At 57.9% G+C, this 24565-nt stretch carries 23 protein-coding genes and 1 pseudogene; 13 read left to right on the top strand and 11 right to left on the bottom strand.

Annotated elements, in window-relative coordinates; translation table 11 throughout:
• Positions 1-3 precede the first annotated feature (3 nt).
• From HGP17_RS27360 to msuE, 3 genes are all read right to left on the bottom strand, one after another.
• Positions 4-588, bottom strand: coding sequence for an alpha/beta fold hydrolase (locus HGP17_RS27360; protein WP_168813877.1), 585 nt, complete (start codon positions 586-588; stop codon positions 4-6).
• A gap of 66 nt (positions 589-654) precedes the next feature.
• Complete coding sequence (locus HGP17_RS27355) at positions 655-834, bottom strand: hypothetical protein (protein WP_168813875.1); 180 nt, start codon at positions 832-834, stop codon at positions 655-657.
• Positions 835-893: 59 nt separating this feature from the next.
• A complete protein-coding gene (gene msuE / locus HGP17_RS27350; RefSeq protein WP_168813873.1) occupies positions 894-1454 on the bottom strand; it encodes an FMN reductase in 561 nt (186 codons plus the stop codon).
• Positions 1455-1759: 305 nt separating this feature from the next.
• Here msuE and HGP17_RS27345 point away from each other — a divergent pair, with 305 nt between their 5' ends.
• Positions 1760-3199, top strand: a complete 1440-nt coding sequence (locus HGP17_RS27345; protein WP_168813871.1) for a family 16 glycosylhydrolase — start codon at positions 1760-1762, stop codon at positions 3197-3199.
• Positions 3200-3226: 27 nt separating this feature from the next.
• On the opposite strand, the gene HGP17_RS27340 is transcribed toward HGP17_RS27345, so the two are convergent.
• From HGP17_RS27340 to htpG, 4 genes are all read right to left on the bottom strand, one after another.
• A complete protein-coding gene (locus tag HGP17_RS27340) occupies positions 3227-4537 on the bottom strand; it encodes an HlyD family type I secretion periplasmic adaptor subunit (RefSeq protein ID WP_168813868.1) in 1311 nt (436 codons plus the stop codon).
• On the bottom strand, positions 4534-6270 hold the full coding sequence (locus tag HGP17_RS27335) for a type I secretion system permease/ATPase (RefSeq protein ID WP_168813866.1): 1737 nt from the start codon (positions 6268-6270) through the stop codon (positions 4534-4536). The genes HGP17_RS27340 and HGP17_RS27335 overlap by 4 nt, the downstream gene beginning before the upstream one ends.
• A gap of 325 nt (positions 6271-6595) precedes the next feature.
• Complete coding sequence (locus tag HGP17_RS27330) at positions 6596-7366, bottom strand: siderophore-interacting protein (RefSeq protein ID WP_168814098.1); 771 nt, start codon at positions 7364-7366, stop codon at positions 6596-6598.
• A 251-nt stretch (positions 7367-7617) separates the two neighbouring features.
• Positions 7618-9507 (bottom strand): molecular chaperone HtpG, encoded by a 1890-nt coding sequence (htpG, locus tag HGP17_RS27325; protein ID WP_168813864.1) that lies wholly within the window; start codon positions 9505-9507, stop codon positions 7618-7620.
• 337 nt (positions 9508-9844) lie between these two features.
• Here htpG and HGP17_RS27320 point away from each other — a divergent pair, with 337 nt between their 5' ends.
• The 12 genes and pseudogenes from HGP17_RS27320 to HGP17_RS27265 all read left to right on the top strand — a co-directional run bounded on the left by HGP17_RS27320 (position 9845) and on the right by HGP17_RS27265 (position 20899).
• On the top strand, positions 9845-10729 hold the full coding sequence (locus HGP17_RS27320; protein WP_168813862.1) for an AraC family transcriptional regulator: 885 nt from the start codon (positions 9845-9847) through the stop codon (positions 10727-10729).
• Between the two features lie 167 nt (positions 10730-10896).
• Positions 10897-13086, top strand: a complete 2190-nt coding sequence (locus HGP17_RS27315) for a TonB-dependent siderophore receptor (RefSeq protein WP_168813860.1) — start codon at positions 10897-10899, stop codon at positions 13084-13086.
• A 192-nt stretch (positions 13087-13278) separates the two neighbouring features.
• Positions 13279-14172: an ABC transporter substrate-binding protein gene (locus HGP17_RS27310; RefSeq protein WP_246704247.1), complete on the top strand. Its 894-nt coding sequence runs from the start codon at positions 13279-13281 to the stop codon at positions 14170-14172.
• On the top strand, positions 14156-16153 hold the full coding sequence (gene fhuB / locus HGP17_RS27305) for a Fe(3+)-hydroxamate ABC transporter permease FhuB (protein WP_168813858.1): 1998 nt from the start codon (positions 14156-14158) through the stop codon (positions 16151-16153). The genes HGP17_RS27310 and fhuB overlap by 17 nt, the downstream gene beginning before the upstream one ends.
• 2 nt (positions 16154-16155) lie before the next feature.
• Positions 16156-17208 carry a siderophore-interacting protein gene (locus HGP17_RS27300; protein ID WP_246704246.1) on the top strand — a complete coding sequence of 351 codons (1053 nt, stop codon included), beginning with the start codon at positions 16156-16158 and terminating at the stop codon, positions 17206-17208.
• 239 nt (positions 17209-17447) lie between these two features.
• On the top strand, positions 17448-18479 hold the full coding sequence (locus HGP17_RS27295) for a CorA family divalent cation transporter (RefSeq protein ID WP_168813856.1): 1032 nt from the start codon (positions 17448-17450) through the stop codon (positions 18477-18479).
• A gap of 65 nt (positions 18480-18544) precedes the next feature.
• Positions 18545-19051: a hypothetical protein gene (locus tag HGP17_RS27290; protein ID WP_168813855.1), complete on the top strand. Its 507-nt coding sequence runs from the start codon at positions 18545-18547 to the stop codon at positions 19049-19051.
• 256 nt (positions 19052-19307) lie between these two features.
• Positions 19308-19517, top strand: coding sequence for a cold-shock protein (locus tag HGP17_RS27285; protein ID WP_168813854.1), 210 nt, complete (start codon positions 19308-19310; stop codon positions 19515-19517).
• Between the two features lie 140 nt (positions 19518-19657).
• A pseudogene (gene rpsU / locus HGP17_RS27280) lies at positions 19658-19807 on the top strand (30S ribosomal protein S21); the annotation flags it as partial.
• A gap of 131 nt (positions 19808-19938) precedes the next feature.
• Positions 19939-20169: a hypothetical protein gene (locus HGP17_RS27275; protein WP_168813852.1), complete on the top strand. Its 231-nt coding sequence runs from the start codon at positions 19939-19941 to the stop codon at positions 20167-20169.
• 261 nt (positions 20170-20430) lie between these two features.
• Positions 20431-20649 (top strand): hypothetical protein, encoded by a 219-nt coding sequence (locus HGP17_RS27270; RefSeq protein ID WP_168813851.1) that lies wholly within the window; start codon positions 20431-20433, stop codon positions 20647-20649.
• A 76-nt stretch (positions 20650-20725) separates the two neighbouring features.
• Positions 20726-20899 carry a hypothetical protein gene (locus HGP17_RS27265; RefSeq protein WP_015342656.1) on the top strand — a complete coding sequence of 58 codons (174 nt, stop codon included), beginning with the start codon at positions 20726-20728 and terminating at the stop codon, positions 20897-20899.
• Positions 20900-20974: 75 nt separating this feature from the next.
• Here HGP17_RS27265 and HGP17_RS27260 read toward each other — a convergent pair whose 3' ends face one another.
• From HGP17_RS27260 to HGP17_RS27245, 4 genes are all read right to left on the bottom strand, one after another.
• Entirely contained in the window at positions 20975-21808 is an 834-nt protein-coding gene (locus HGP17_RS27260; protein ID WP_205926152.1) for an alpha/beta hydrolase, read from the bottom strand.
• 339 nt (positions 21809-22147) lie between these two features.
• The gene (locus HGP17_RS27255; RefSeq protein WP_246704251.1) at positions 22148-23146 is read right to left on the bottom strand and encodes an alpha/beta hydrolase; all 999 of its coding nucleotides are present in this window, start codon (positions 23144-23146) and stop codon (positions 22148-22150) included.
• A 167-nt stretch (positions 23147-23313) separates the two neighbouring features.
• A complete protein-coding gene (locus HGP17_RS27250) occupies positions 23314-23730 on the bottom strand; it encodes a hypothetical protein (RefSeq protein ID WP_168813847.1) in 417 nt (138 codons plus the stop codon).
• A gap of 104 nt (positions 23731-23834) precedes the next feature.
• Positions 23835-24509 (bottom strand): DJ-1/PfpI family protein, encoded by a 675-nt coding sequence (locus HGP17_RS27245; protein WP_168813845.1) that lies wholly within the window; start codon positions 24507-24509, stop codon positions 23835-23837.
• Between the last annotated feature and the right edge of the window lie 56 nt (positions 24510-24565).

Genomic DNA, 24565 nt, shown 5'->3' with positions numbered 1-24565 from the left:
CTTTCAAACGGAAGCGGCGATTGCTGTCGAAAATCCACGCGGTCGGCGATGCCTGGCGCGAGCCTTCAACATGTCTAGAAAGCCATAGCCGCTTGGCCAGCGTCCGAAGCCACTGGCGATGTTGATGTGGCCGGCAAGGCCTATGTTGCGAACATCGGAATTCCAGAGGCGCCCGAACAGCGTGAGCCGATCGAGCGTCATGTAGACATCGTTCAGGCTACCGACGGTGATACTTGGAAACGGCAATGCGTCGGTCGGCATGGATCCGAAAGAGAGATGGCCGGCGTGGAGCCTTTCGGTCGCCGGAATATCGCAAGGGGCAACGAGAAGCGCGCCCTTGACCCTTCGCGCGGCTGGACGCCCAGCCAGTCTCGCAGCCAGGATACAGCCAAGACTGTGGGCGACGAGATAGGCGTCACCGGCATCTTCGAGAGCCGCCTCCAGGCGCTCCATCCAATCGCAAACATGTGGAAAATCCCAGTCCTGCTGCTCAACGAGCCGCACGTCTGAGTGGTCTTGCAGCCAGTGACGCTGCCAATGCCCTTCATTTGACCCAAACAATCCGGGCAGTATCAGCACTTTGCTCATATCGGCCTCACAACGGATGCCGGCAAACAACCCATCGGACGACAAGAAGCCAAAGACGCCTCCTCTTCAATACCAAGGGGCCGGCGAAGCACACCAGTAATAGATCTCGTAGTCTCGCGCCGACGGCTCCCGCTCGGGATAATTGGCCGAGGCGAAGCTGTGCGTGGATACGGACTTCTCGTTTGCCTGATCGACCTTGAGAAAACCCAAAAGCGCCTTCAGGCGACTGATGATATTGGACGTCATGCAACCCTCCATTTCGTTGAATTCGAAATTCGCTGCCTGCCGAACGGGCTCGACGAACGCTATTCCGCCGCCGCCAGCAGGGGCACTGCCTGCGGAAAGAACGCGCCGAGTTCGGCGACGACGTCGTCGATGCGGCTCGAAAGCGGCGCGGACGAAACCTTGTAATCGGTGAAATCGCGATCCGAGGCGTAAACTGCCGTTGGCAGTGTATGGGACATGAAGAAGCCGAAGAGCGGCCGCAACTGGTGCTCGACCATCAGCGCATGTCGGTCCCCGCCGCCGGTTGCGGTGATAATGATCGGCTTTGCCCGCAGCTCGTGCGGGTCGATCAGATCGATCAGATGCTTGAAGAGGCCGGGATACGATCCCTTGAAGGTTGGGGAGCCGACAATCAGCGCATCGGCGGAGACGATGTCGTCGATCACGCTTGCGGCCTGAGCATCAAGGTCGCTGCGCCATTGCGCCGTTCCAAGCGAGGGGCCGACGTCATGCAAATCATAAACCTTGCTGGCGAAGCCATACCGGTCGCTCGCCAGATCAGCGACGGTCTTCACCAGCGAGTAGGTCTTGGATGGCCGATTGAAGCTGCCGGCGATACCGATAATTTTAGGCGCACTCATTCTGATCCCTTCCGAACATCGGGCATGTTTTCGATCATGCGAATATTGTCGATAAAAATAGTAGATTAAAAGGAACAGCTGTCTCACCTTGGCGGCAAAACCGAAAATCTCTTCTCTGATACGAGGTTGGCCGACCCTTCTTGAGGCAGGTGAAAGGGACGTTAAGCACCCATTCAGCACCTCTCGCCAAAAAACCTACCGTCAGGGGTGTGCGGGAAAGCAAAGCACGCTATCTGATGTATATGAGCGGGGAGAAATATTAGGTCGACGGAGGAGAAAGTCCTGCAGGAAGGAAGAGGTTCCCCATGCCCAATTCTGTTTTGAATGCTCTTGGCCAGCCCCTTTATTATAGCGACACCTCGACGGGATTCTTTTCCGCGACGGGATCAGGCCCGGTGCTCCATGGCACCGCCGGCAACGATTCCATGTGGGGCGACAGTTCCGTCAACGTGACGATGATGGGCGGTACCGGTGACGATATCTATTATCTGTATTCGAGCCTCAACCACGCCTACGAAGCGCCCAATTCCGGCGTGGATACCATCAACACCTGGATGGACTATACGCTTCCAGAGAACTTCGAAAATCTGACCGTGACGGGCAACAACCGCCACGCCTATGGCAACGATGCCGACAACATCATCACTGGTGGCAGCGGCAGCCAGACCATTGACGGTGGCGCCGGCAACGATGTGCTGACCGGCGGCGGCGGAGCAGACACTTTCATCATCACAAAGGGGAACGGCAGCGATCTGATCACCGATTTCAGTGATGACGACAAGGTTCGCCTCAATCAATATGGCCTCACATCCTTCGATCAAGTGATCAGCCATTCCACCCAGGAAGGCGCCAACGTGCGGCTCGATCTTGGCAATGGCGAAAGCTTGGTGCTGGCCAACAAAGCCATTGGCGACCTGCATGCGGACCAGTTCCAGCTTGGGCTCGATCGATCCGCGCTGACGCAGACCTTTTCGGACGATTTCAACACGCTCTCTCTGCATGAGGGGACACAGGGCACCTGGGATGCGAAATATTCCTGGGCACCGGAAAAAGGTAGCAGCCTTAACACCGAGCTGCAGTGGTACATCAACCCGTCCTATGCGCCGACGGCATCCGCCAATCCGTTCTCGATCTCCTCAGACGGCATTCTGACCATTACGGCCAAGCCGACGCCCGATGCCTTGAAGTCGATCGTTGACAATCACGACTACACATCCGGCCTGCTGACCACCCATTCCACGTTCTCGCAAACCTATGGCTACTTCGAAATGCGAGCAGAAATGCCGCATAATCAGGGCGTTTGGCCGGCCTTCTGGCTGCTGCCGGAGGACGGTTCATGGCCGCCGGAACTCGACGTCGTCGAGATGCGCGGGCAAAACCCGAATACTGTGAATGTGACAGTTCATTCGAATGCCAGCGGCGAGCACACAATGACCTCCATCCCCGTCGAAGTGCCCAACACGGATGGCTTTCACAATTACGGCGTGCTCTGGGACAAGGACCAGATTACCTGGTATTTCGATGATGTTGCCGTCGCCCATGCTGCCACGCCTGCCGACATGCACGGCCCCATGTATATGCTCGTCGATCTCGCGGTCGGTGGCGTGGCGGGCACCCCGGCAGATGGGCTGCACAATGGATCTGAAATGAAGATCGATTACATCAAGGCCTATTCGCTTGATGACCATACCTCACAGCTTGCGGCCAACGCCCAGTCCGCTCATGCATCGGACTGGCATATCTAGAAGTATAAGGGTGCCTTTCGAGGCACCCTAATCTTCCTTGAACGCACGCCTGATCTGGTCGGTCATCGGCTTCGTGAGATAGGCCAGGATGCTTCTGTTGCCGGTCTGCATGAAAGCCTCCACAGGCATGCCCGGCAGCGGCGTCAGCCGTCCCAGCCGATCCCATTCCGGCTTCAAGATACGAGCGCGCACCACATAATAGCTTTGGCCGGATCGCTGGTCGGTCGCCAGATCCGCGGACACGGTCTCTACGCGCCCGTTCAGCTCAGGAGTGATCCGCTGATTGAAGGCGGGAAACCGCAGCGACACCGGCTGCCCGACAGTAATCTGATCGATATCCTGCGGCGAAAGCTTAAGCTCCGCAACAAGCGCGTCCTTATCAGGAACGATCAGCATGATCGTCTCGGCAGGTGAGATGACAGCGCCTTCGGCGTGAACACTCAATTGGTCCACGACACCCGCCTGTGGCGCCCTGATGTCGATACGCTTGAGATCATCCTCGGCCGCGACAAGTCGCTCTGAGAACTGTCCGATATCGCTTTCCGCCTGGCGCAGTTGCTCGGAGACCTGAGAACTCTGATCGGCATCGATCTGCAAGATCTGCAATTGCGTTTCGGCGATCTTCCCGCGGGTCTGGGCGATCGAAGAGACAAGATTGCCGAGATCGCCGGTGAGGGAAGCACTTTCACGCTGCAGCGAATAGACCTTTGTCGCAGAAATGATGCCCTGGTTGAGCAGACCTTCAAGGCTGCCGAGTTCTTTGCCGATCAAGGCAATCTCGTGTCGCTTGCCTTCTTCCTGCGCAACAAGTCCTTCGATCTCGCGGTTCAATTGCTGAACTCGCTCACGCAGCTGCGATTTCTGGCCTTCGCGCGATGTCTTGCGGTCTAGAAAAAGCTGCCGCTCGCCATCGAGAACGGCTCTCATATCCGCCTTGCCCGCAGCCGACAGCAGATCGGCCGGGAACGTGATCTCGTTCTTTCCGTCCCGCTCCGCAACCAGACGAGCCGTTCGGGCGGAGAGTTCGTTCAGACGTTTGCGGATAATCGCAAGATTGGCATTCGTCTGAGTGTCGTCCAGCTTCAGGAGCACCTGTCCGGCGCTCACTCGATCGCCGTTCTTCACCAAGATGGTGCTCGCAATACCACCCTTCAGATGTTTCACCGGCTTCACATAGCTGTCGACCACAAGGCTGCCGGAAGCGATCACCGCGCCGGAAATTTTGGTTGCAGCCGCAAGACCGCCCATGACGCCGAACAGAAGCAATATCGCCGATACTATCAACAGAGACAGGCGACGAATGGCGCGTTCGGTTGCAGGTGAGGCTCCGTCGCTCATCGCACGTCTCCCGAAGCAGTCAAAAGCGCTGCAGATCCGACAGGCTTGGGCGGCAATCCAAGAACATCCTTCTTGGCGCCGAAAGCCTGCAACTGTCCTGCGGCAACAATCATCACCGTGTCGGCGGCCGCAAGAGCGCTTGGTCTGTGGGCAATGACAACAGCGATACCACCACGCGCGCGCACACCGTTCAAGGCGGCAGTCAGGCTGGTTTCTCCTTCCGCGTCGAGATTGGAGTTGGGCTCATCCAGGACGACCAGAAAAGGATCTCCGTATAGGGCGCGCGCCAGTGCGATACGCTGCCTTTGGCCGGCCGAAAGCCCTGATCCCCCTTCCCCGATTATCGTGTCGAAACCGTCCGGCAGCTTGACGATCATATCGTAGACACCCGCGGCCTTGGCCGCGCCGATGATCTCCTCGGCGATCATATCGCTGTCAAACCGCGAAATATTTTCCGCTATGGAGCCTTCGAGCAGGCCGACATCCTGCGGAAGATAGCCGATGTGCTGGCCGAGCTTGTTGATATCCCATTGGGAAAGCGCCGCCTTGTCGAGCCTTACGCTGCCGATTACGACGGGCCAGAGACCAGTCAACGCCCGGGCAAGCGATGACTTGCCAGATGCGCTTGGTCCGATCACGCCGAGCACGGTTCCTGCTTTGACCTTGAACGAGACATTGCGCAGGATCAGATCGCGACCGCCGGGAGCAGTCAGGGTTATATTCTCGACACTAAGTTCGCTGGTCGGCGCCGGCAGGTCGAGTGAGTGCCGTGCCGACGGCACGGCGTCGAGCAGGCCTGAAAGCCGCTTCCAGCCCTGACGCGCGGTAACGAACCCCTTCCACTGCCCGATTGCAAGCTCCACGGGCGCTAGGGCACGCGTTACCAGTATCGAGCTTGCGATGATGATGCCGCCCGTTGCCTGCTGGCGAATGACGAGGATGGCTCCGACCGCCAGAACGGCGGATTGAAGCATCATGCGCGCCATCTTCGCAGTAATCGTCAGCGCGCCGACGGTGGTTCCCACAACGCTCTGATGTCGCAAATAATCGTCATTCATGCCTGTCCATTTCGCGGTCAGCCGGCCGGCAAATCCCATCGAGATCGCTGCTTCCCAGTTTCGCCGTGCGGCCTGGGCAAAACCGAGACGCGTCGCCGAAGCTTTGGATGCCTCAAGCGCTGGACGTCGTGACAAGGTTTCCGCAAGCACGGTAATGCCAATGAGCAGAATGGCGCCGCTGAGCGCGGTGATGCCGATCCAGACGTGAAACAGAAAGCAGAGCAAAAGATAGAAGGGCATCCAGGGCAAATCGAAGAGCGCGGCAGAGCCGTTGCCGGACATAAATGTACGAATTTGCTCGAGATCGCGAAGCGACTGCAATCCGTCGTCGGATGTTTGCTTCTGGGTGGGAAGCAACAGCAGCGCACGAAAAATCTTGTGGTTCAGGCGCTCGTCCAATGCCATGCCGATGCGCGCAAGCAGCATCGAGCGCAAAAGCTCCAACGCACCCTGAAACAGAAACAGCGTCGCGACGATGACCGCAAGGCCAAACAGCGTCGGCAAGCTACGGCTCGGAATGACCCGATCGTATACCTGCAGCATGAAAAAGGACCCGGTCAACGCCAGTATGTTGATGCCGCCACTCGCAAGCGCGATGCTGAAAAAGGCCCTGCGCAGCGAGGAGAGCATCAACGCGCCAAAGGTCTGCGGCTGTTCTTTCGAGACGGCATGCACCTCGCTTCGATCCTTAATTTGGCCGGCGCGTGCGGCGGGGGTTGCAAAATGTTCACCGGCGCCGCCTCCCGCCCGGCGCCTGGAACTGCGAGACGAGAGGCGACGATGCCGTCGCCCTTTGCGCCTTGCAGCAACCTTCCGCGATCCCACTCAATTTAGGAAGTCGAAATTTGCCTTGATTGCAGTCGAGGTGAACCCAATCTTATGGCGTCCAGTTACGGGACAGTTGTGCCACGCTGCGGAACAACAATCCCTGCGACAGGCGGCGGGTCCTCGCATTGGGTTTGGCGGGCATACCGATGATGGCGGCCCACCATATAGACCCCTATTCGAATTTCTCGGTCGTATCCGCCTTGCCCTTGACCCAATATCCGGATGCCTTGATCCAGCTCAACGGATAGCTGCGCTCCTCGACGAGATGGCTGCGAAGCGCGCGGGTCACCGAGGCCTCGGCCGCAATCCAGACAAAGGTACCGGGCGCGACATCCACCGTTTTCAGAACGGCCAGGAGCGCCGATGGGTCAGTCGCATCGGATAAGGGTCGATGCGCCCAATGCGTCTTCAGTTCAGCCTTCGTTTGAAATTCCTGCTGCTCGGCGGCAGACGCAACCGCGACTATCGCAGTCATATGTACATCGCTGCCTGCTTCCTCGATCCGCCGGCCGATCGCCGGCAACGCCGTCTCATCGCCGATCAAGAGCCAATGTTTGACATCGGCCGAGACGACAGCTGAGCCGCGGGGGCCACCAATCTCGAGCGTATCGCCAAGCTGTGCATCCAACGCCCATTTGGTGACCGGTCCGGCTTCATGGATTGCGAAGTCGACCACGAGCGTGCGGGCATCATTATCGTATCGACGCGGCGTGTAGTCGCGCCGCTCCATTTCGTCGCCGCTACCGGCGACAAAAATCTTGATGTGATCGTCCGGCGCGAGACTGACGAAATCTGCGAGATCCTCGCCCGCAAGCTCAATGCGCAGCATGGCCGGCGTGATCTTCTCGATTTTGGAGACCGTCAGCGAGCGCCGCTTCAATTCATGACGCACGCGCTCTATTTTCGGAACTGAACCATTCGAATTTGAGGTGGGATTGTCCATCATTGTCCTTTCGAGGCACTTAAATCTCGATCTGCAGGACATAGCCGCGCAGACCGAGCCCGCCGGGCCGCTCGATCATACGCGTTGAGTGACGTTAACGCTTACGTGGCCGGGCGAAACCGGGCCAATGTCGATCCTTCTATAAAAGAAGGAAATTCACCGCGCAACGAAAATATGAGTATGAGATACAAGTTTATATGGTCGGAACGATGCCGGCACGACGCGCCCGCGCCATGCCGGCATCATTTTTTCTACTGGAGGGCTTTCTCCATAACGCGGACCAGGCGCTCGGCAAAGGCGCGCGGATCGGCAGGCTTGTCGCCATCCAGAACACGCGCCTGATCGAGCAGCAAGAACGCTGCGTCATCACGCAGCGACGGTGCGTCGATCTTGGCCGCGATAGCCTTGACTACTGGATGGTCCATATTGACTTCCAGAATCGGCTTCGCACCGGCCTCGATACGCCCGGCGCCCTGCAAGATCTTTTCGAGCTGGCGATCATACCCCTGCTCGGGCGCGACCAGGCAAACGGCGCTTTCGATCAGCCGGTCGGACGCACGCACGTCCGAGACTTCGTTGACAAGCGTCTCCTTGGCGAAATCGATAAACGCCTGGACCTCGACCGGAGCGCTATCGTTGTCTTTCTTATCATCTTCCAGCTTCTTGAACTGAGCAAGGTCGGCCGAGCCCTGGGTGATCGACTTGAAGCTCTTGCCTTCGAATTCCGGAGCGTTGGTTACCCAGAAGCTATCGACCGAATCCGTCAACAGCAGAACTTCGATGCCACGAGCGCGGAAGCCTTCCAGCTGCGGAGAGGCCTTCAGCTGCTCCAGGCTGCCGCCGACGAGATAGTAGATCGCCTGTTGGCCTTCCTTGGCATCCTTGACGTAGTCGGCAAGCGACCGATAGCCTTCGCCCGAGGCCGTTGTGCGGAACCGCGAAAGACCCAGCAACTGCGTGCGACGCTCGAAATCCTCGTAAATCCCTTCCTTGATCAGGCTGCCGAAATTCGCCCACAGCTTGAGGAAAGCATCCTGATCGCTTTCGGCCTGCTTTTCGATCGCCGTGATGATGCGGTTGGTGACGCCCTTTCGGATCGCCGAAAGGATCGCACTTTCCTGGATCATTTCACGCGAGACGTTCAGCGGCAGATCGGCAGTATCGACAAGGCCGCGCACGAAACGGAGATAGCGCGGCAGCAATTCCGCTTCATCCGTGATGAAGACCCGTTTCACATAGAGCTTCATGCGGCCCTTGCGGTCCGGATCGAACAGATCGAATGGCTGCGAACCGGGCACGAAGGCGAGCGCCGAATATTCATGGCGCCCCTCGGCGCGGAAATGCACCGTCAGCGCCGGCTCATCATATTGGCCAGATACGCCACGATAGAAGTCGGTATATTCCTCTGGCGTGATGTCATTCTTCGACTTGGTCCACAGCGCGGTGCCGTCGGTCAGCTGTGTCGGTTCGTCGCCAGGCTTTTCGGCGATCTTGATCGGCACCGGCACATGACCGGACTGTTCCTTGACGATACGCTCTACGCTCCAGCGCGATGCGTAGCTCTTGGCGTCTTCCATGAGATGCAGCGTGATGCGCGTGCCACGGGCGGGAGCTTCGGTCACATCGACTGGCGACACGCTATAACCGCCCTTGCCGTCGGACGACCAGAGCCAGGCGTCGCTTGCGCCGGCGCGGCGAGAGACGACGTCGACCCGATCGGCGACCATGAAGCAGGAATAAAAGCCGACACCGAACTGGCCGATAAGCTGGGCACCCTCGCCCTGCTTGTTGGCCTCGATACGCTCCATGAAGGCACGTGTGCCGGAGCGGGCAATCGTTCCGAGCGCCTCGATCATCTCGTCACGGCTCATGCCGATGCCGTTATCCTCGACGAAGAGCTTGTTACCATCCGCGTCAAGCGTCAACAGAATGCGGCTTTCCGCGTCGCTCGCCAGCAACGAGGGCTCGGCAATCGCCTCGTAACGTAGCTTTTCGCAGGCATCGGCCGCATTCGAGATCAGTTCGCGTAAAAAGACGTCCTTGTCCGAATAAACCGAGTGAACCATCATGTGCAGAAGACGGGCAACGTCAGCCTCGAAGACGTGGCTCTCAGCGGTATTTTCTGCGGTGGTGGCTGTCATGCGTCTAGTCTCCTGGGAATATTAAAAGTCGCGCCGCACAGGTGGCGGAAGACGAGCGAAATTTCAAGCGGGCGTTGTCATGAAAGCCGAAAACGAGCCGATAGTCTTCCACGTCGATCGGCAATCATGCATCCGCCCTCCTTCTATCTGGGTCGATCACGCCGGCTTGAGATTTAGCTGAGGGATGCCCGATGTGGGTGTCCTTTTTCCATATACCGTCCCTTGCAAGCTATAGATATGCGCGGCAGCTGCTGGATTGCCATGCCTGCATCATTGCTGTAATAACTTGAGTTTCATACGAAGGATTATTGCGCGGGAGCAACGCCGGAAGCAGCGAATGACGTTTCAGCCTAGAATGCAGAACAAGATCGGTGGATTTTCCGTTATCGGCGGCATGCACCGTCGTCAATGGAACGGGATCGTCGCCGACATCTGGAATGTTAATTGTGCCGCCCAGGCGGGCGGATATTATGTGGCACGCGATCCGAGACTGTTTATTCTTCTCGAGCAACGCGGATCCGGCACGACGAAAGTCCGGCCTTCACCAAGAGCGCAGCCGCGACTTCAGGATTACGCCAACGGGCGAATCTCCTACATCCCCGCCGGCATGGAACTTTGGGTCGATATTTCGGGTGTCGAGTTCGTACGCCATCTCGACATTCATTTCGATGCGGAGGTGATCAGCCAGCGTCTGATGGAAAATATCGATCCGACACAGCTTGATCGTCCGCAGCTTCATTTTACCGACCAGCGCATGATGGCGCTTGCCGAGATGATTGCCGCAGAATGCGAAAACCCCGAGCCGCTGCATGATCTCTACGGCGATGGGCTGACCCTTTCCCTTCTGATCAATGTTCTGCAGTTGCGTGGAACACAGCCGCGCAGACGCAGCGGATTGGCCACCTGGCAGCTGCGCCGCGCCGTCGACTATATTCAGGAAAACTGCGCCCGGACTATCCGTTTGGAAGAGTTGGCCGAACTGACCGGGCTTTCCCAATCGCACTTCAGCCATGCCTTCAAGGCATCGACGGGCTTGCCGCCGCATCAGTGGCAGACCCAGGCGAGGCTGGAGCGGGCCAAGCAACTGTTGCTCAACAGCGAGATGCCGCTGACCAGTGTCGCCGTGGAAACCGGCTTTGCCGACCAGGCTCATTTTACCCGCGTCTTCCGCAAGAATATCGGTGCCGCTCCTGCCAGCTGGAAGCGCAGCAGGCTTGCTTGAAAGCCACAGTTCGCGGGCAATTGTATGTTTCGCGGAGAATTGCCCAAAAACATTCAATTTCCTCAGTGACAGACAAGCCGCTCCCTTAAATATGAGTTAATTGCTCATCTTATTGAGGGATCGGCCACCTCTGGCCGAACGGCGTAAATTCGGGACAAACGACAAAAATGCAGGGTTTGAAGAAAGACGTATCGCGCACACGGCTTTGGGCGACGGGCGTGGCCATGGCTGCGCTGCTGTCGGGTTCGCATGTCGCAGCGCAGGAAAAGGCCACGGAATTGCAGCCGCTGGTCATTCAGGGCAGCTCGCAGGACAAGGGCGAAGCCAGTGGCACTGCTCCAGTCAAAGGCTACGTGGCGCAGAAGACGACGTCCGGCTCAAAATCCGATACGCCGATCACCGAAGTGCCCCAATCGGTCTCGGTTATCGGCCAGCAGGAAATGCAGGATCGCGGCATCACCAACAAGGTCGACGAAGCGCTGCGCTATACACCCGGCGTGACAACACAGCCTTTCGGCAATGACGGCGACACGGACTGGTTCTATATCCGCGGCTTTGATGCGACGCAGAGCGGCGTCTTCATGAACGGCCTGACGCTTTATAGCTACGGCTTTGGCGGTTTCCAGATCGACCCATACATGCTCGAGCGCGTCGAAGTGCTCAAAGGCCCCTCGTCCGTGCTCTACGGCGGCGCCAATCCGGGCGGCCTCGTCAACATGGTTCGCAAGGAGCCGACGGACACTCCGAAGTATTCGACCGAGATCGGCATCAACAATCTCGGTAACGCTTTCGTCGGCTTCGACTTCTCCGACAAGCTTTCGGCCGACGGCGTCTACCGCTACCGCCTGACCGGCAAGATCGCCGGCGGCGACACCTATAGCGACGGCACGCATGACCTGCGTGGCTTCATCATGCCACAGCTAACCGTCTCACCGGACGATTCCACAAAGCTGACGGTCTTCGGAATGCTGAGCGGCCTCGACGAAATCCATAGCGGCAATGGCTTCTTCCCGTATGTCGGCACAGTCGTCGACGCGCCGTTCGGCAAGATCAAGCGCGATGCCTTCTATGGTGAACGCAGCATCGACAATCTGAAATACGCCCAGCAGATGCTCGGCTATGAATTCTCGCACGATTTCGACGGCGGCTGGACTGTCTCGCAGAATGCACGGTACGGCCATCTCTACAAGCGCGAGGAAGGCCCCTATCTGAACGGCTATGTGGATGGAAATCCGCTGAGTGCCGGCTATGACGATCCGAATTACATGCTCAACCGCATCGGCTTCTTCGAGCGGTCGAGGGTCGATACCTTCTCGGTCGACACCCGCGCGGAAAACAAGTTCGACACCGGTCCGATCAGCCATGACTTCCTGATCGGCACGGACTATTCAATCTACCGCCTCGACCAGATTCAGGCCTGCTGCGGCTCCAACCCGATCAGCGCCACAAACCCGGTCTATGGCACGCCGCAGGGCACCAACTTCGTCTACCTCAATCAGGTCATGACGCAGCAGCAGCTTGGCGTCTATACCCAGGATCAGATGCGCTTCGGTGACGGCTGGCTGGTGACACTTAACGGCCGCTACGACTTCGTCGATACCAATTCCGACTCGAAGATCGGCACGACTTACAAGTCTAACGAAAATGCGCCGAGCGGCCGTGCAGGCCTTGCTTACGAGTTCTCCAACGGCATCACGCCCTATATCAGCGCCGGCACCTTCTTCAATCCCTTGATCGGCACCAGCGTTACCGGTGGCGGACTGACACCGGAAAAGGGCGAGCAGTACGAAGCCGGCGTCAAGTATCAACCCGACTTCATCGACGGCCTCTTTACCGCCTCCGTCTTCCAGATCGACCGGAAGAATATGGCGCTGACGGATCCCACGACCTTCCTGCAGCGCCAGATCGGTGAAGTGCGCTCGCGCGGTGTCGAATTCGAAGGCAAGGTCAACCTGAACGAAAACTGGAAGGTTCTCGGCTCCTACTCGTACACCGATCTCGAGGTGACCAAGGATCTCAACACTGCAATCATCGGCAATTCGCCTTATCTCGTGCCGAATTCCACTGCTTCCCTGTGGCTGGACTACGCGTTTACGAGTGAAGCGCTTGACGGCCTGAGCATTGGTGCGGGCGTGCGGTACCAGGGCAAGTCCTGGGCAGATCAGGCCAATACGCTGCGCGTCCCCTCGGCAACGCTTTTCGATGCGGGCATCCGTTACGAGAAGAAGGGCTGGGGCGCATCCCTCAACGTCGCCAATCTGTTCGACAAGGACTACGTCTCCGGTTGTGCCGGCGAGAATGTATGCGGCTATGGCGAGGCAAGAACCATTACGTTCAAGCTGAGCAAGAAGTGGTAAGTTGACAATAAAAGTATACTTTTACTCTCGATCATGGCAAAGAGCCGAGGATTGCCGCAAGGCAATCCTCGAACTCGTTTCAAACCAAGGGCAATGCTTATCCATGATGATGGAAGGGCTGAAGCAAATTTGCAGCATCGGCATGAGCATGCTTTCTCGATCGCAGCGCCACGAACCGATCGGCTACGCCCCATGACGATGGACAATGCCTATAGGCTGTCGCGCCGGCGGTTTCTCGCCATGGCCGGCGCCGGAGCGGCGGCCGCGTTTGCGCCGGCTCGTGCGGCGACGAACACACGCGTGGCCACACTTGACTGGGCCATTCTGGAGACGCTGCTCGCGATCGGTGCCAATGTGGTCGCCGGCACCGAGTTGCTACAATTTCGCGACGTGGCCGTCAGTCCCGCCATTCCTGCAGGCGTTGCCGATCTCGGTCTGCGCGGCACGCCGAATTTCGAAATGCTCTATGCTTCCAAACCGGATCTGATCTTCAATTCCAATTTCTACGCCTGGGCCAACGACCGCATGCGGCTGATCGCGCCCGTGGAAAGCCATGCCATCTATCAGCAGGGCAGCAGCCCCTATCAGCTGTCGGAGCAGGCGACGCTCGCGATCGGTGAGCGATTGGGCCTGGCGGCCAGTCGCGCTCTGGTCGACACCATGCGGGAGAAGCTGGAAGCCTATCGCGTCCAATTCAGCAAGTGCGACCATCGCCCCATCCTGCCCATAAACCTCGGGGATGCCAGGCATTTCCGCGTTTTCGGCTCCGACAGCATGTTCGGAGAGGTTCTCACGCACACCGGCCTGACCAACGCGTGGCCGGACCTTACAAGTTATTCGGCAACCGCACCCGTCGGCATCGAGCGGCTTGCCTCCATGCCGGATGCGTGGATTGTCCTCATTCCACCACATCCGGTCGAAGCAGTGATGGAGCTTCAGCAAAGCGAATTCTGGAATGCGCTGCCTCCGGTGCGGGAAGGTCGCGTCCTGAAGCTCGGTTCGATCAATCCCTACGGTGCGCTGCCGGCCGCCGAGCGTTTCGCCGATCTCCTCGCAGGAGGCTTGAGCCATGCATGGAACGGTTGACCGCCGCCGGGCGATCTCGGGGTACGGACCGCTCGCGCGCAATGGCGCCCTGCTTGGTTTGGCCTGTGTGATCGCATTCTCGGCACTGCTTTTGCTGCGTCCGCATCTCGCCGCAGACATGCGCGATGCAGCGGCCCTCGACCGCATTCTGCTGATCGACAGCCTGCTGCCACGCTCGGCTATCGCAATCGTCGCTGGAGCCGCACTTGGTCTTTCCGGCGCCTTGTTGCAACGAGTTTTGCGCAATCCGATCGCCGACGCCTCGACGCTTGGGATCGCCGCGGGGTCACAACTGGCAATGACGATTGCCGTCGGGCTCTTTCCGCTGCTGATCGGCCTGCCGAGAGAGATATCTGCCTTTGCCGGCGGCCTTGCAGCCGTCCTGATCGTTCTTGCCTTGAGCTGGCGACGCGGCCTTGATCCGGTCACAGTCGCACTGTGCGGTATGATGGTGACATTGGTCGCAACCGCACTCAGCGTCACGATCATTCTCGCACGCGGCGAATACGCCATGTCCGTCTTCATTTGGGGCGCGGGCGCGCTGAACCAGCAAAGCTGGGATGGCGTCGTTGCGCTTGCGCCGCGCCTGATCATCGGCTTTGCCGCCGCATTGGTATTGGTCCGCCCGCTGACCGTGATGAGCCTGGATGACAGCAGCGCCAAGAACCTGGGCATTGCATTGCATAGCATGCGCTTTGCCCTCCTGACGCTTGCCGTGTGGTTGGCGGCATCCGTCACAGCGCAGGTCGGCATCATTGGCTTTCTCGGACTTGCCGCGCCTCACATCGCCAGATTCTGTGGTGCCCGGCGTACCGGGCAGCTGCTGATCGCCGCCCCCTTGGCCGGGGCCGGCATTCTTTTCCTGACAGATTGCATGGTACAGCTCCTCTCACAGGGCTTCACCGATCTTGCCCCAACCGGAGCGGCAACAGCGCTTCTCGGCGGACCGCTTCTGTTACTGCTCCTACCACGCCTGCATTCCGGTAATGTGCTCCAGACCGATGGTGCCCTCAGATCACGTCTGACAATCGCCGCGCCCGGGAGAGCGCTGGTCTTGCTTGTCCTCGGCATGGCACTTCTGTTTTTCTGTGCCCTGTCGATTGGACGCGGCGTTGACGGCTGGCACGTGGCAATCGGCAGCCAGTTGTCGGACCTTTTGCCTTTTCGCCTGCCGCGTACAGTTGTTGCGGCGACCGCCGGCGCGATGCTCGCTGCGGCCGGTTTCATCATGCAGCGCCTCACCGGCAATCCTCTCGCAAGCCCCGAGATCCTGGGCGTGAGCGCCGGCGGCGGGGCGGGCCTGACGATCGCCCTTTTCCTGTTTGCATTTCCCTCACCGGCCATCACGATCACGGCCATGACGATCGGCGCGCTGATTGCCTTCCTCGCCATGATGGCATTCAGCGCACGCGGAGGATTCGGACCCGAGCGGCTGCTGCTTTCGGGCGTTGCCATCGGCGCTCTCTGCATGGCGATCGTCACCGTCGTTCTTTCGCGCGGTGATCTGCGCGCTTTTCTCTTGCTGACTTGGCTGTCGGGCTCCACCAACCGAGCAGGCTCCTTCGAAGCATGGACCGGCATCATTTCGCTGGCTCTAATCGTCCCGATCCTGCCGATGGTGCGAAGATGGTTCGATGTCCTGCCGCTTGGGGGCGGCGTCTCCCGGTCCGTAGGCCTCTCGGTTGCGGCAAGCCGGCTCACTCTCTCGATTCTCGCCGCCCTCCTGACGGCCATCGCCTCCTTCCTCGTCGGCCCGCTCAGCCTCACCGGATTGATCGCTCCACATCTTGCGCGTCTCATGGGCTTCCGCGGCACGATCGGCCAATTGGCGGCCAGCCTGCTGCTCGGCGCAATGCTGCTGGTGCTCGCTGACTGGCTGTCGCGCACCGTTATCTTTCCTTACGAAGTTCCGGTCGGTCTGTTCGCAGCCTTGATCGGCGGCCCCTATCTCATCTGGTTCCTGACCCGCAAGGAGACTTAGCAATGATGCATGCAAGAGATTTCACCGCATCAGGCGTCGCCACTCATAAGGATGCCGGTCAGTTACTGGATCAATTTTGCGCACGCTTTGCCGAGCATATCACCATCACGCGCAGCGAAAGCGGCGCTCGCCTGGAGACCGTGATCGGCAGCGCCGATATAGCCGTCAGCAATGATCGGCTCGATATCAAGCTGCGTTGCCCGACAGCGGCTATGCTGTTCACGATCCGCAGCATGGTGGCAGAAAACCTGTTCGAACTGTCAAAAAGCAATACGCTTGCCCTCGATTGGGCCGATGGGCCGCAGCCATCGGTCATACCAAATCTTCGCCAGATCAGCGTCGTCGACGCCTACGATATCACGCCACATATGCGGCGGGTGGTGGTGGCAACCGACGATGCCAGGCATTTCGTCGAGGGTGGCTTGCATGTTCGCCTGCTCATCCCGCCGAAAGGCCGTGAACCCGTTTGGCCGCACACCGAGCCGGACGGCCGCATTCATTGGCCAAAGGGCGAAGACGCACTGACTTTGCGGGCCTATACGATCCGCAGCATCGACCTCGAACGCGGTGAAATGACGATCGATTTCGTCGTCCATGAAGGTGACAGTGTTCCAGGCGCCACCTGGGCGATGACGGCACGACCCGGCGATCGTGCCGCGCTCATAGGCCCCGGCGGAGGCGGCGTGCCTGCAGCGCGCAGGTTTATTCTCGCAGGCGATGAAACTGCATTGCCTGCGATCGCCCGCATTGCCGCCTCGGTGCCCGCGGATGCCGAGCTGCGCATCTTCCTCGAGGTTGCCGACCGCCAGGACGAGCAGGTGCTGACATCGAGTGCAGCGATGGATATCACCTGGCTGCATCGCAACGGCGCTCCTGCCGGCACAACCGATACGCTTGAGCGTATCCTGCGCGATATCGTCCCTGCTGCAGAAGCCGAGACCTATATATGGGCGGCTTGCGAACAGAAGCAGGCCCGCTCCATCCGTAGTTTCGTCAAGACTGAGCTTGCCCGCGATCCCGGCACCTTCAGCATTGCCGCCTATTGGCAGCGATAGAGCAATTCCAGGAAAAGTACGTCGCGGTTTTCCGTCTGGAATTGCGCAAATATGGATAGGGAGAGCGTCTGACGACGAAGCGGCAAACGCGACGCGCCTTTGACGTCAAGACCTGTGCTCCGGAAAACGCCTGTGGGCATGTGTCATGCTGGATAGCGTATGAGAATACGAACGCTTTGCCCTTGCAAAAAACAGCCGTATGATTTCCCTCCTTTTACGCTCGAGGAGGATGGGCGCGGATGGAGATCGAAAGCCAGAAGATTCGACTGAGCTACGGTGCAGAGCCCGGGATCAGGTTTGCGGTCGTTCTCGACGGCAATGGCGGCTGTCGCGAAATCGGCGCAGCAGGTCTGCCGACCTGGACGCCAGCAGACGGTATTCTCTGGGTTCATCTCGAGCGTGATCATGACGCAACGGCAGCATGGGTGATGAACGATGGCGGTTTCGATCCGCTTGTCGCCGATGCCTTGCTGGAGAATGAGTCCCGTCCGCGGGTCGAGCCGGTCGATGATGGTTTGATGATTATCCTGCGCGGTGTCTGCGCCGCTCCACCTGACGATGCCGAGGAAGCAGTCGAGGATCTGGATCTCGTGCCTCTTCACGCCTGGGTGGATGAGCACCGCGTCGTGACGCTGCGCGACAGCGGCCACTACATCACGGCCCTTCGCGACATTCGCCAGGCACTGGAGAAGAGCAAGGGTCCGAAACGCACTGGAGAACTCCTGGCGCTTGTCAGCGACAAGCTGGTGAGGGATTTGGAGCCCGTCCTTGATCAGATGGATGAGGAAGTTGACGAACTGGATGAACTGATCTTCCACGGCGAGGCCGCGGAAGTGCGCGAACGCCTGAAGCTGCTGCGTCGTCGCGCGGTGCAATTGAGGCGTTATCTCTCACCCCAGCGCGACGCACTCAACCGCATCGAACATGATGATGCCCCCTGGCTTGCCGAACGCGACAAGCTTCGCATGCGTGAAGTCATCGACAAGCTGATGCGCTGCATCGAATATCTGGATGCGATCCGCGACCGGACAGGTATTCTGCACGATGACCTTTCGACCGTTATCAGCGAGCGCATCGCCCGAAACTCCAACCGGCTGGCGGCGCTGGCCGCCCTACTCCTGCCGCCGAGCGTGGTTGCCGGCCTCTTCGGCATGAACGTCGGCGGCATTCCGGGCGTCAACGATACCTGGGCCTTCGTTGTCATCGTGGCCATCGTCGCGGCCACATCCGCCATCACGCTATACATCATGAAGCGCATACACTGGCTTTAAGTTCAGCGGAACTCCAGGTGGCATTACGGCGTTTTTCTATCAGTTCCGATGAAGGGATTGATATCATGCGCCAACAAGCATGCATTCTCGCCATCCTCGCCGCACTGTCAGTTGCATTCCCTGCTGCCGCCGACGAGAGCAGCTTCCTGAAATCCTTGGACGGCAACTGGACCGGCACCGGCACAGTGCTTCGAAAAATCGGCGGCTCACCCATTCGTGTTTCTTGCAAATTCAATATCAACGCGCCGGGCGCTTCGATATCAATGCAAGGGAATTGTCGCGGCCTTCTGATTGTCAACCGCCCGATCTCGGCAAATCTCTCGGTTCAGGGCACCAAATATTCAGGCAGCTATACCGGTCCATCGGGTGCGTCTTCAAGTCTCTCCGGTGCCAGGCAGGGCAATACCATCAATCTGGCGGTGCACTGGGCGCGCCTGGTCAACGGAGACCGCGATGCCACGATGCGGTTCAACAAACGCGGCAGCAATCAGCTGACGATCCAGACGACGGATAAGGATCTGACATCCGGCAGGTCGGTCATTACCAGTGATATCCAGCTGAAACGTCAGTGATAGCGGCCGTCTTGCGCTCATGCTAATCGTGAATTTCTAAGGATTTTCGATGCTTGAGATAGTTGAATTCGTGAACATTGAAATGTTTCCTTGCTTTCAGCCGATTTAATCCCTATGTTATTCGTTGTCGATCTTGCTTGATGATCTTTGTAAGCGCGGAAGCGTAGCGCGAATTTTCTTTCAATGTCGGTTTGCAATACTGCCAAAATTTATTTTGGCAGGACGAAATTCTATGCCTATTTGAAAGGAATTCGCTATGAGTTCAGGAACAGTAAAGTGGTTTAACAGCGCCAAGGGCTTCGGTTTCATTCAACCTGAAGATGGCGCAACGGATGTGTTCGTTCACATTTCTGCCGTTGAGCGCGCCGGCATGCAGTCCCTAGCCGAAGGTCAGAAGGTTGACTACGAACTGGTACGTGATCGCAAGACCGGTAAAAGCTCCGCTGATAATCTGCGGGCAATCTAATTGTCACTCGTCATGCTGACCACGGATGTACTGGCAGCAATGACCTGATGCGAAGGTCGGGTTAAAGCCCGGCCTTTTATATTTCTGCAAGCCACGAATTTGAGGATGCTATGAGCGGGTTGAAGTATTAGACCGGAGACTTGGTCGTAAGAGACAACAATATCGATCAGGCGCTGCGTGTACTCAAAAAAAGAATGATCCGTGAGGGTGTATTTCACGAAATAAAGATGCGGTCGGCATATATGAATACCTCCGAAGAGCACGCCATGAAAAAAGCACCGGCGATCCGATAGCAGCGGACATTGATGCGTAGGAGGATGCAAAAAGACGGATTATTAACTAGCAACAATCGCACCAAGACTAAAGATCATTAGTGTTCCGATACTCAGCTAATAATCGCCGCTATCCCAGAGGAGCCATCATGTCAGCGACCAAAGATCAGTTCTTTAAGAAGACGGCATCAGCCGGAAAGGACAAAGCCTCAGTTACTGATGATGCAGCAAAGAGCATTGTTGCAGCAGAGGCTATAGCCCGTGAAAAGAAAACTAAGGCATTGCGAGCACTTCGCCTTGAACAACAAGCAGCAAGCGAACAGCTGGAAGTGAAGTCCGCGAAAGAACCTAAGTCAGTTGTGCGGCGTGGACGCGCATAGGCTAGTCGGCTGACCTGCACATCTTGTTGGTGACAGTTCGACGTCACTGTTCCCATAGGCCTAAACGTTGTCATGCAACAGGACGGCTGTCCTTGCATCCGCTGAATTTTAATGGTCAGCGCTTCCGAGCCAAACGCTCTGTGCATATCGGTCCCTTTGAGCTTTTTACGCAGAAGACATCTTCATTGGCGGCGAATGCGATTTCGAGAAGATCGGCGCGATTTCGCTCCAGCATTTTTATCGGGAGCACAAGGAGGCACCATGAGCACATCTAAGAATGACACGCTGAATCAAGCCATGTCGAAGGCCGAGAAGGCTGCATTTAATACCAATATATCCGCTCGAGCCATTATACAGAACGAAGCGATAGCCAGAGACAGCAAAACCGATCGTCTTCGCAAGGAACGGTTGGCCAAAGAGGCGTCCGCGCCGGTCGTTGAAGAGCCTAAAACGGCAAAGCGACGGAAAGCCAAAGGCTGAAACGTGGCGGGATGGCTCTACGGCTTGACTTTATGAGATCAATATGAGAACATAAAGTGAACATATGGAGATATCCATGACAAAAGCCGAACAAGTCATCGAACGTGCAATGACCTTTGTCGCTGTCTCGAAGGCCCTTCGGGAGCGCGAACAAGAACGGCGCGCCACCTGGACGCGCCGTGTCGAAATCAGCCGGCCGCTACCGCCCTTGCCGCGCGCCGTTCAGCTTTCGTTGAAACTCGACAGCTGAAGCGGCTGAGGCGGCCATGGCATCCGGCAGGCTATGAGCGCCCGCTTTCGGCGGGCGCGCAACTTCTCTGTCAGCTTATGCCTTGAAGAAGGCGAGCAGATCCGCATTGATCACGTCTGCATGGGTGGTTGCCATGCCGTGTGGGAAGCCCTTGTAGACCTTCAGCGTGCCGTTTTTCAGAAGCTTGATGGACAGTTCCGCCGAATCTGCGATCGGCACGATCTGGTCGTCGTCGCCGTGCATGACAAGGGTCGGAACGTCAATCTTCTTCAGGTCGTCGGTGAAGTCCGTTTCTGAGAAGGCCTTGATGCAATCGTAATGCGCCTTGGCGCCGCCCATCATGCCTTGACGCCACCAATTGTCGACAATTCCCTGCGAAACAGCGGCACCGGGGCGATTGAAGCCATAGAATGGGCCGGCCGGAATATCTCGGAAGAACTGTGAGCGGTTGGCTGCAAGCGCCGTGCGGAAACCATCAAAGACGTCGAGCGGCAGTCCGCCGGGATTCTTTTCAGTTTTCAGCATGATCGGCGGTACGGCACCGATCAGCACGGCCTTCGAGACGCGACCATGGCCACCGTATTGCGCGACGTAGCGGGCAACTTCACCGCCGCCGGTCGAGTGGCCAACGTGAATGGCATCCTTCAGATTGAGATGCTCGGCAAGCGCCGCGACGTCGGCTGCGTAAGTATCCATTTCGTTGCCGGTCGCCGTCTGGCTGGAGCGGCCATGACCACGGCGGTCATGAGCGATAACGCGATAGCCCTGGTTCAGGAAGAACAGCATCTGCGCATCCCAGTCATCGGAGCTCAGCGGCCATCCATGATGGAAAACGATCGGCTGGCCCGTTCCCCAATCCTTGTAGAAGATCTGCGTGCCGTCTTTGGTGGTGATCGTGCTGCTGCTCATTGTGTCCTTACCTTTCGAAGTTGTTTGCTTTGTAGAGGCTTGTGCAGGTTGAGCGAAGGGAGTGACGGCTGCAGCGGCGGCAAGGCCGAGACCGGCTGTCATAACACCCCGGCGGGTAGCTTGATGGATCGACTGGCTCATTTCAATCTCCACTTTCAGATATCGTGCGATTTATTATCGCGACATACAAACTGATAAAGCCATCCGATCCTCTTGTCTACTAAAAATTTATCGCACGATCTATTATCGTAAAAACTAGCCAGCAAATGGATTGATAGGTGCGCTTCTTCCGAAGCAGCGCTGCTCACGCGTTCCCATCGCGTTGTGCGGATAACTGCCCTACTGAGCGGGCTTGTCGGCAAAATGCGCGACGGCGAATTCTGCAGCCCGACCGCCCGATTTCCTGGCATCCTCCAGCCAGAACGGGAAAATCTGCCACTGGTGGATCATTCCGGGCCAGACCTCCATGCTGACATCTCCGCCAGCCTGTTTCACCTTCTCCGCCAGCCGCATACTGTCATTGAGCAGCGTCTCTCGCGAACCAACCTGGATGAGCAAAGGCGGAAAACCCGAAAAATTGGCATACAGAGGAGAAATTCCGGGATCTGTCGCAGATTGATCCCGGGCGAACGCGTTATGAATGACGGTCAATTCGTCTTTGCCCATGAAAGGATCGCTCGCGGCGTTGGTTGTCATGGACGCGCCGGTTGCCGCAAAATCCGTGACCGGGCTCATGGCAATGACGGCCGCGGGTAGCGCACCGTGAAGGCGAAGCTGATTCAGCACGACCTCGATCGCCAGTGTGGCGCCGACAGACTCGCCGGCAATGGCGATGTTGCCGGCCTTGTATCCAGACATCAGAAGCCAGCGATAAGCCGCAATCGCATCGTCCATCTGCGACGGAAAACGGTAGTCGGGTGCAAGACGATAGTCGATCAGCAGCACATCGCAGGATGCGGCCTTGGCAAGCGATGCTGCGATGTTGCGATGAGTGCGCAAAGACCCGCTATAAAAGCCGCCTCCATGCAGATACAGAATGACCCGTCGGCCGATTGGATGATGCAGTCGGGCTGGCCAGATCAAATCGGCATCCACGCCATTGGCATCCACTCGACGGATCTGCACACGCGTCGGATCCGGTGTTGACGCCATCAACGTTTCGAAGTCAGCCCGACGACGCAGCAGATCCTTGTCCGTCAAGGCCCCATTCGCACGGATGGCGTCGATCAGCTTCTCGATCTGGTCGCTCGATGCTTTCGACTGCGACGGCAGATCCGTCGCCTCCGCGCCCAATGACGGCGCCGCATAAGAAAGACTTGTGGCCAGCACGACGGCCATCGCCCTGACAAGGCGCGATAGACAGCGAAATGACCGGAACTCATTCATAAGATAAGCCTTTTCCCCAAGGCTGGACAGGATGCCACGACGACACCGTCGCAGAAATGCGTTTTGTGTCAAGCGGGAGGGAAAGGAGCAGGTAAGGGTGAGCGAGGCAGTCGAAAGCATCAGCTATAATGCACACCCTTGTACATGACATAACCGACGGGGTGGTGGGTGAAGTGGAGCACCGGCAGCACCGGATTGCTGTTATCGTCGGTAGGGTAAGCCGAAGCGATCGAAATATATTCGCCCTGCAGCTCGATCGGTTCACCCGCAGTCAGATCTGGGATTTCATGATCCAGACCCTCATTATCGCCGAAACGCACGGCAACGAAGACTGTCTGTCCGGTGATATCCTCTGTGCCTCCCTCAAACTTCAACACCGAATTGATCGTGACGTTGAAATGCTGATGATTTGCGCCGTGGTGATTGTCGGGGGCTTCGAACACATGAGCTATCGTGCCTTGAACGCGCGCAAGCGGCGCGCCCAGCGAATGCGAAAAGCGGTGATGCGGAAGGATCTTCGTTGCGCGATTGCTCATCTTAGCTTCCATGAAAGACCGATACGAGTGATTGCTTAGCGGTCTTCCATGGCAGCGAGGTGACAAGCCTTTACGGCCAACATTTCAAGCATCAGGCTCGAATTTCAGGCGGAAGCAAGCCGAGCCATGATCGTCTCGCGAGCAGCCCGCGATGCAGCAAGTCTCGCCTTAGTCCTTTTCAGCACTTCGGCGCTGGCCTGATGGGGCGTGCCGGAGTGAAAAGGCGGCTCGGGTGCATATTCCAGCGAGAGCTGAACGCTTTCAGCCTCCTCCTGACCGCATAAGGCTGCGACGATCGTGAGCCCGAAATCGATGCCGGCCGTCACCCCGCCCGCGGTGAAGATATTGCCATCCCGCACGACGCGCCCCGACGTAGCGATTGCCCCGAAGCCAGCCAGAAAGTCGATGGCATTCCAATGGCTCGTCGCTTTCTTGTCTTTGAGCAGACCTGCGGCCCCCAATACGAGTGAGCCCGTGCACACCGAGCTGATAAAGCGAGCTGTCGCCGCCTTTTCCCGAACAAAAGCCAGAACCGCGTCATCTTCCAGCAGCGCGTTCACACCACCACCACCGGGTACGCAGATAACATCGAGCTGTGGGCAATCGGCAAAGGTCGTCGTCGGCTGAAGCACGAGCTTGGTCGCAGAGATGATCGGTGACGTGTCCTTCCAGATGAGATGGACTTCCGCACCCTCGGTAGACGCAAAGATCTCATAAGGTGCCGTCAGATCCAGTTGCTGGACGCCAGGAAAGACAAGCAGGCCGAAGCGGATGGTCATGATGGGTCTCCGATGATTGACTTTCCCGAACATATGCGAGAACAATCTGGCATATT

It is taken from the genome of Rhizobium sp. P38BS-XIX, from assembly GCF_012641435.1.
Taxonomy (GTDB): Bacteria; Pseudomonadota; Alphaproteobacteria; order Rhizobiales; family Rhizobiaceae; genus Rhizobium.
The sequence above is the reverse complement of the archived record's forward strand: the minus strand, read 5'-3'. Positions and strand labels throughout refer to the sequence as shown.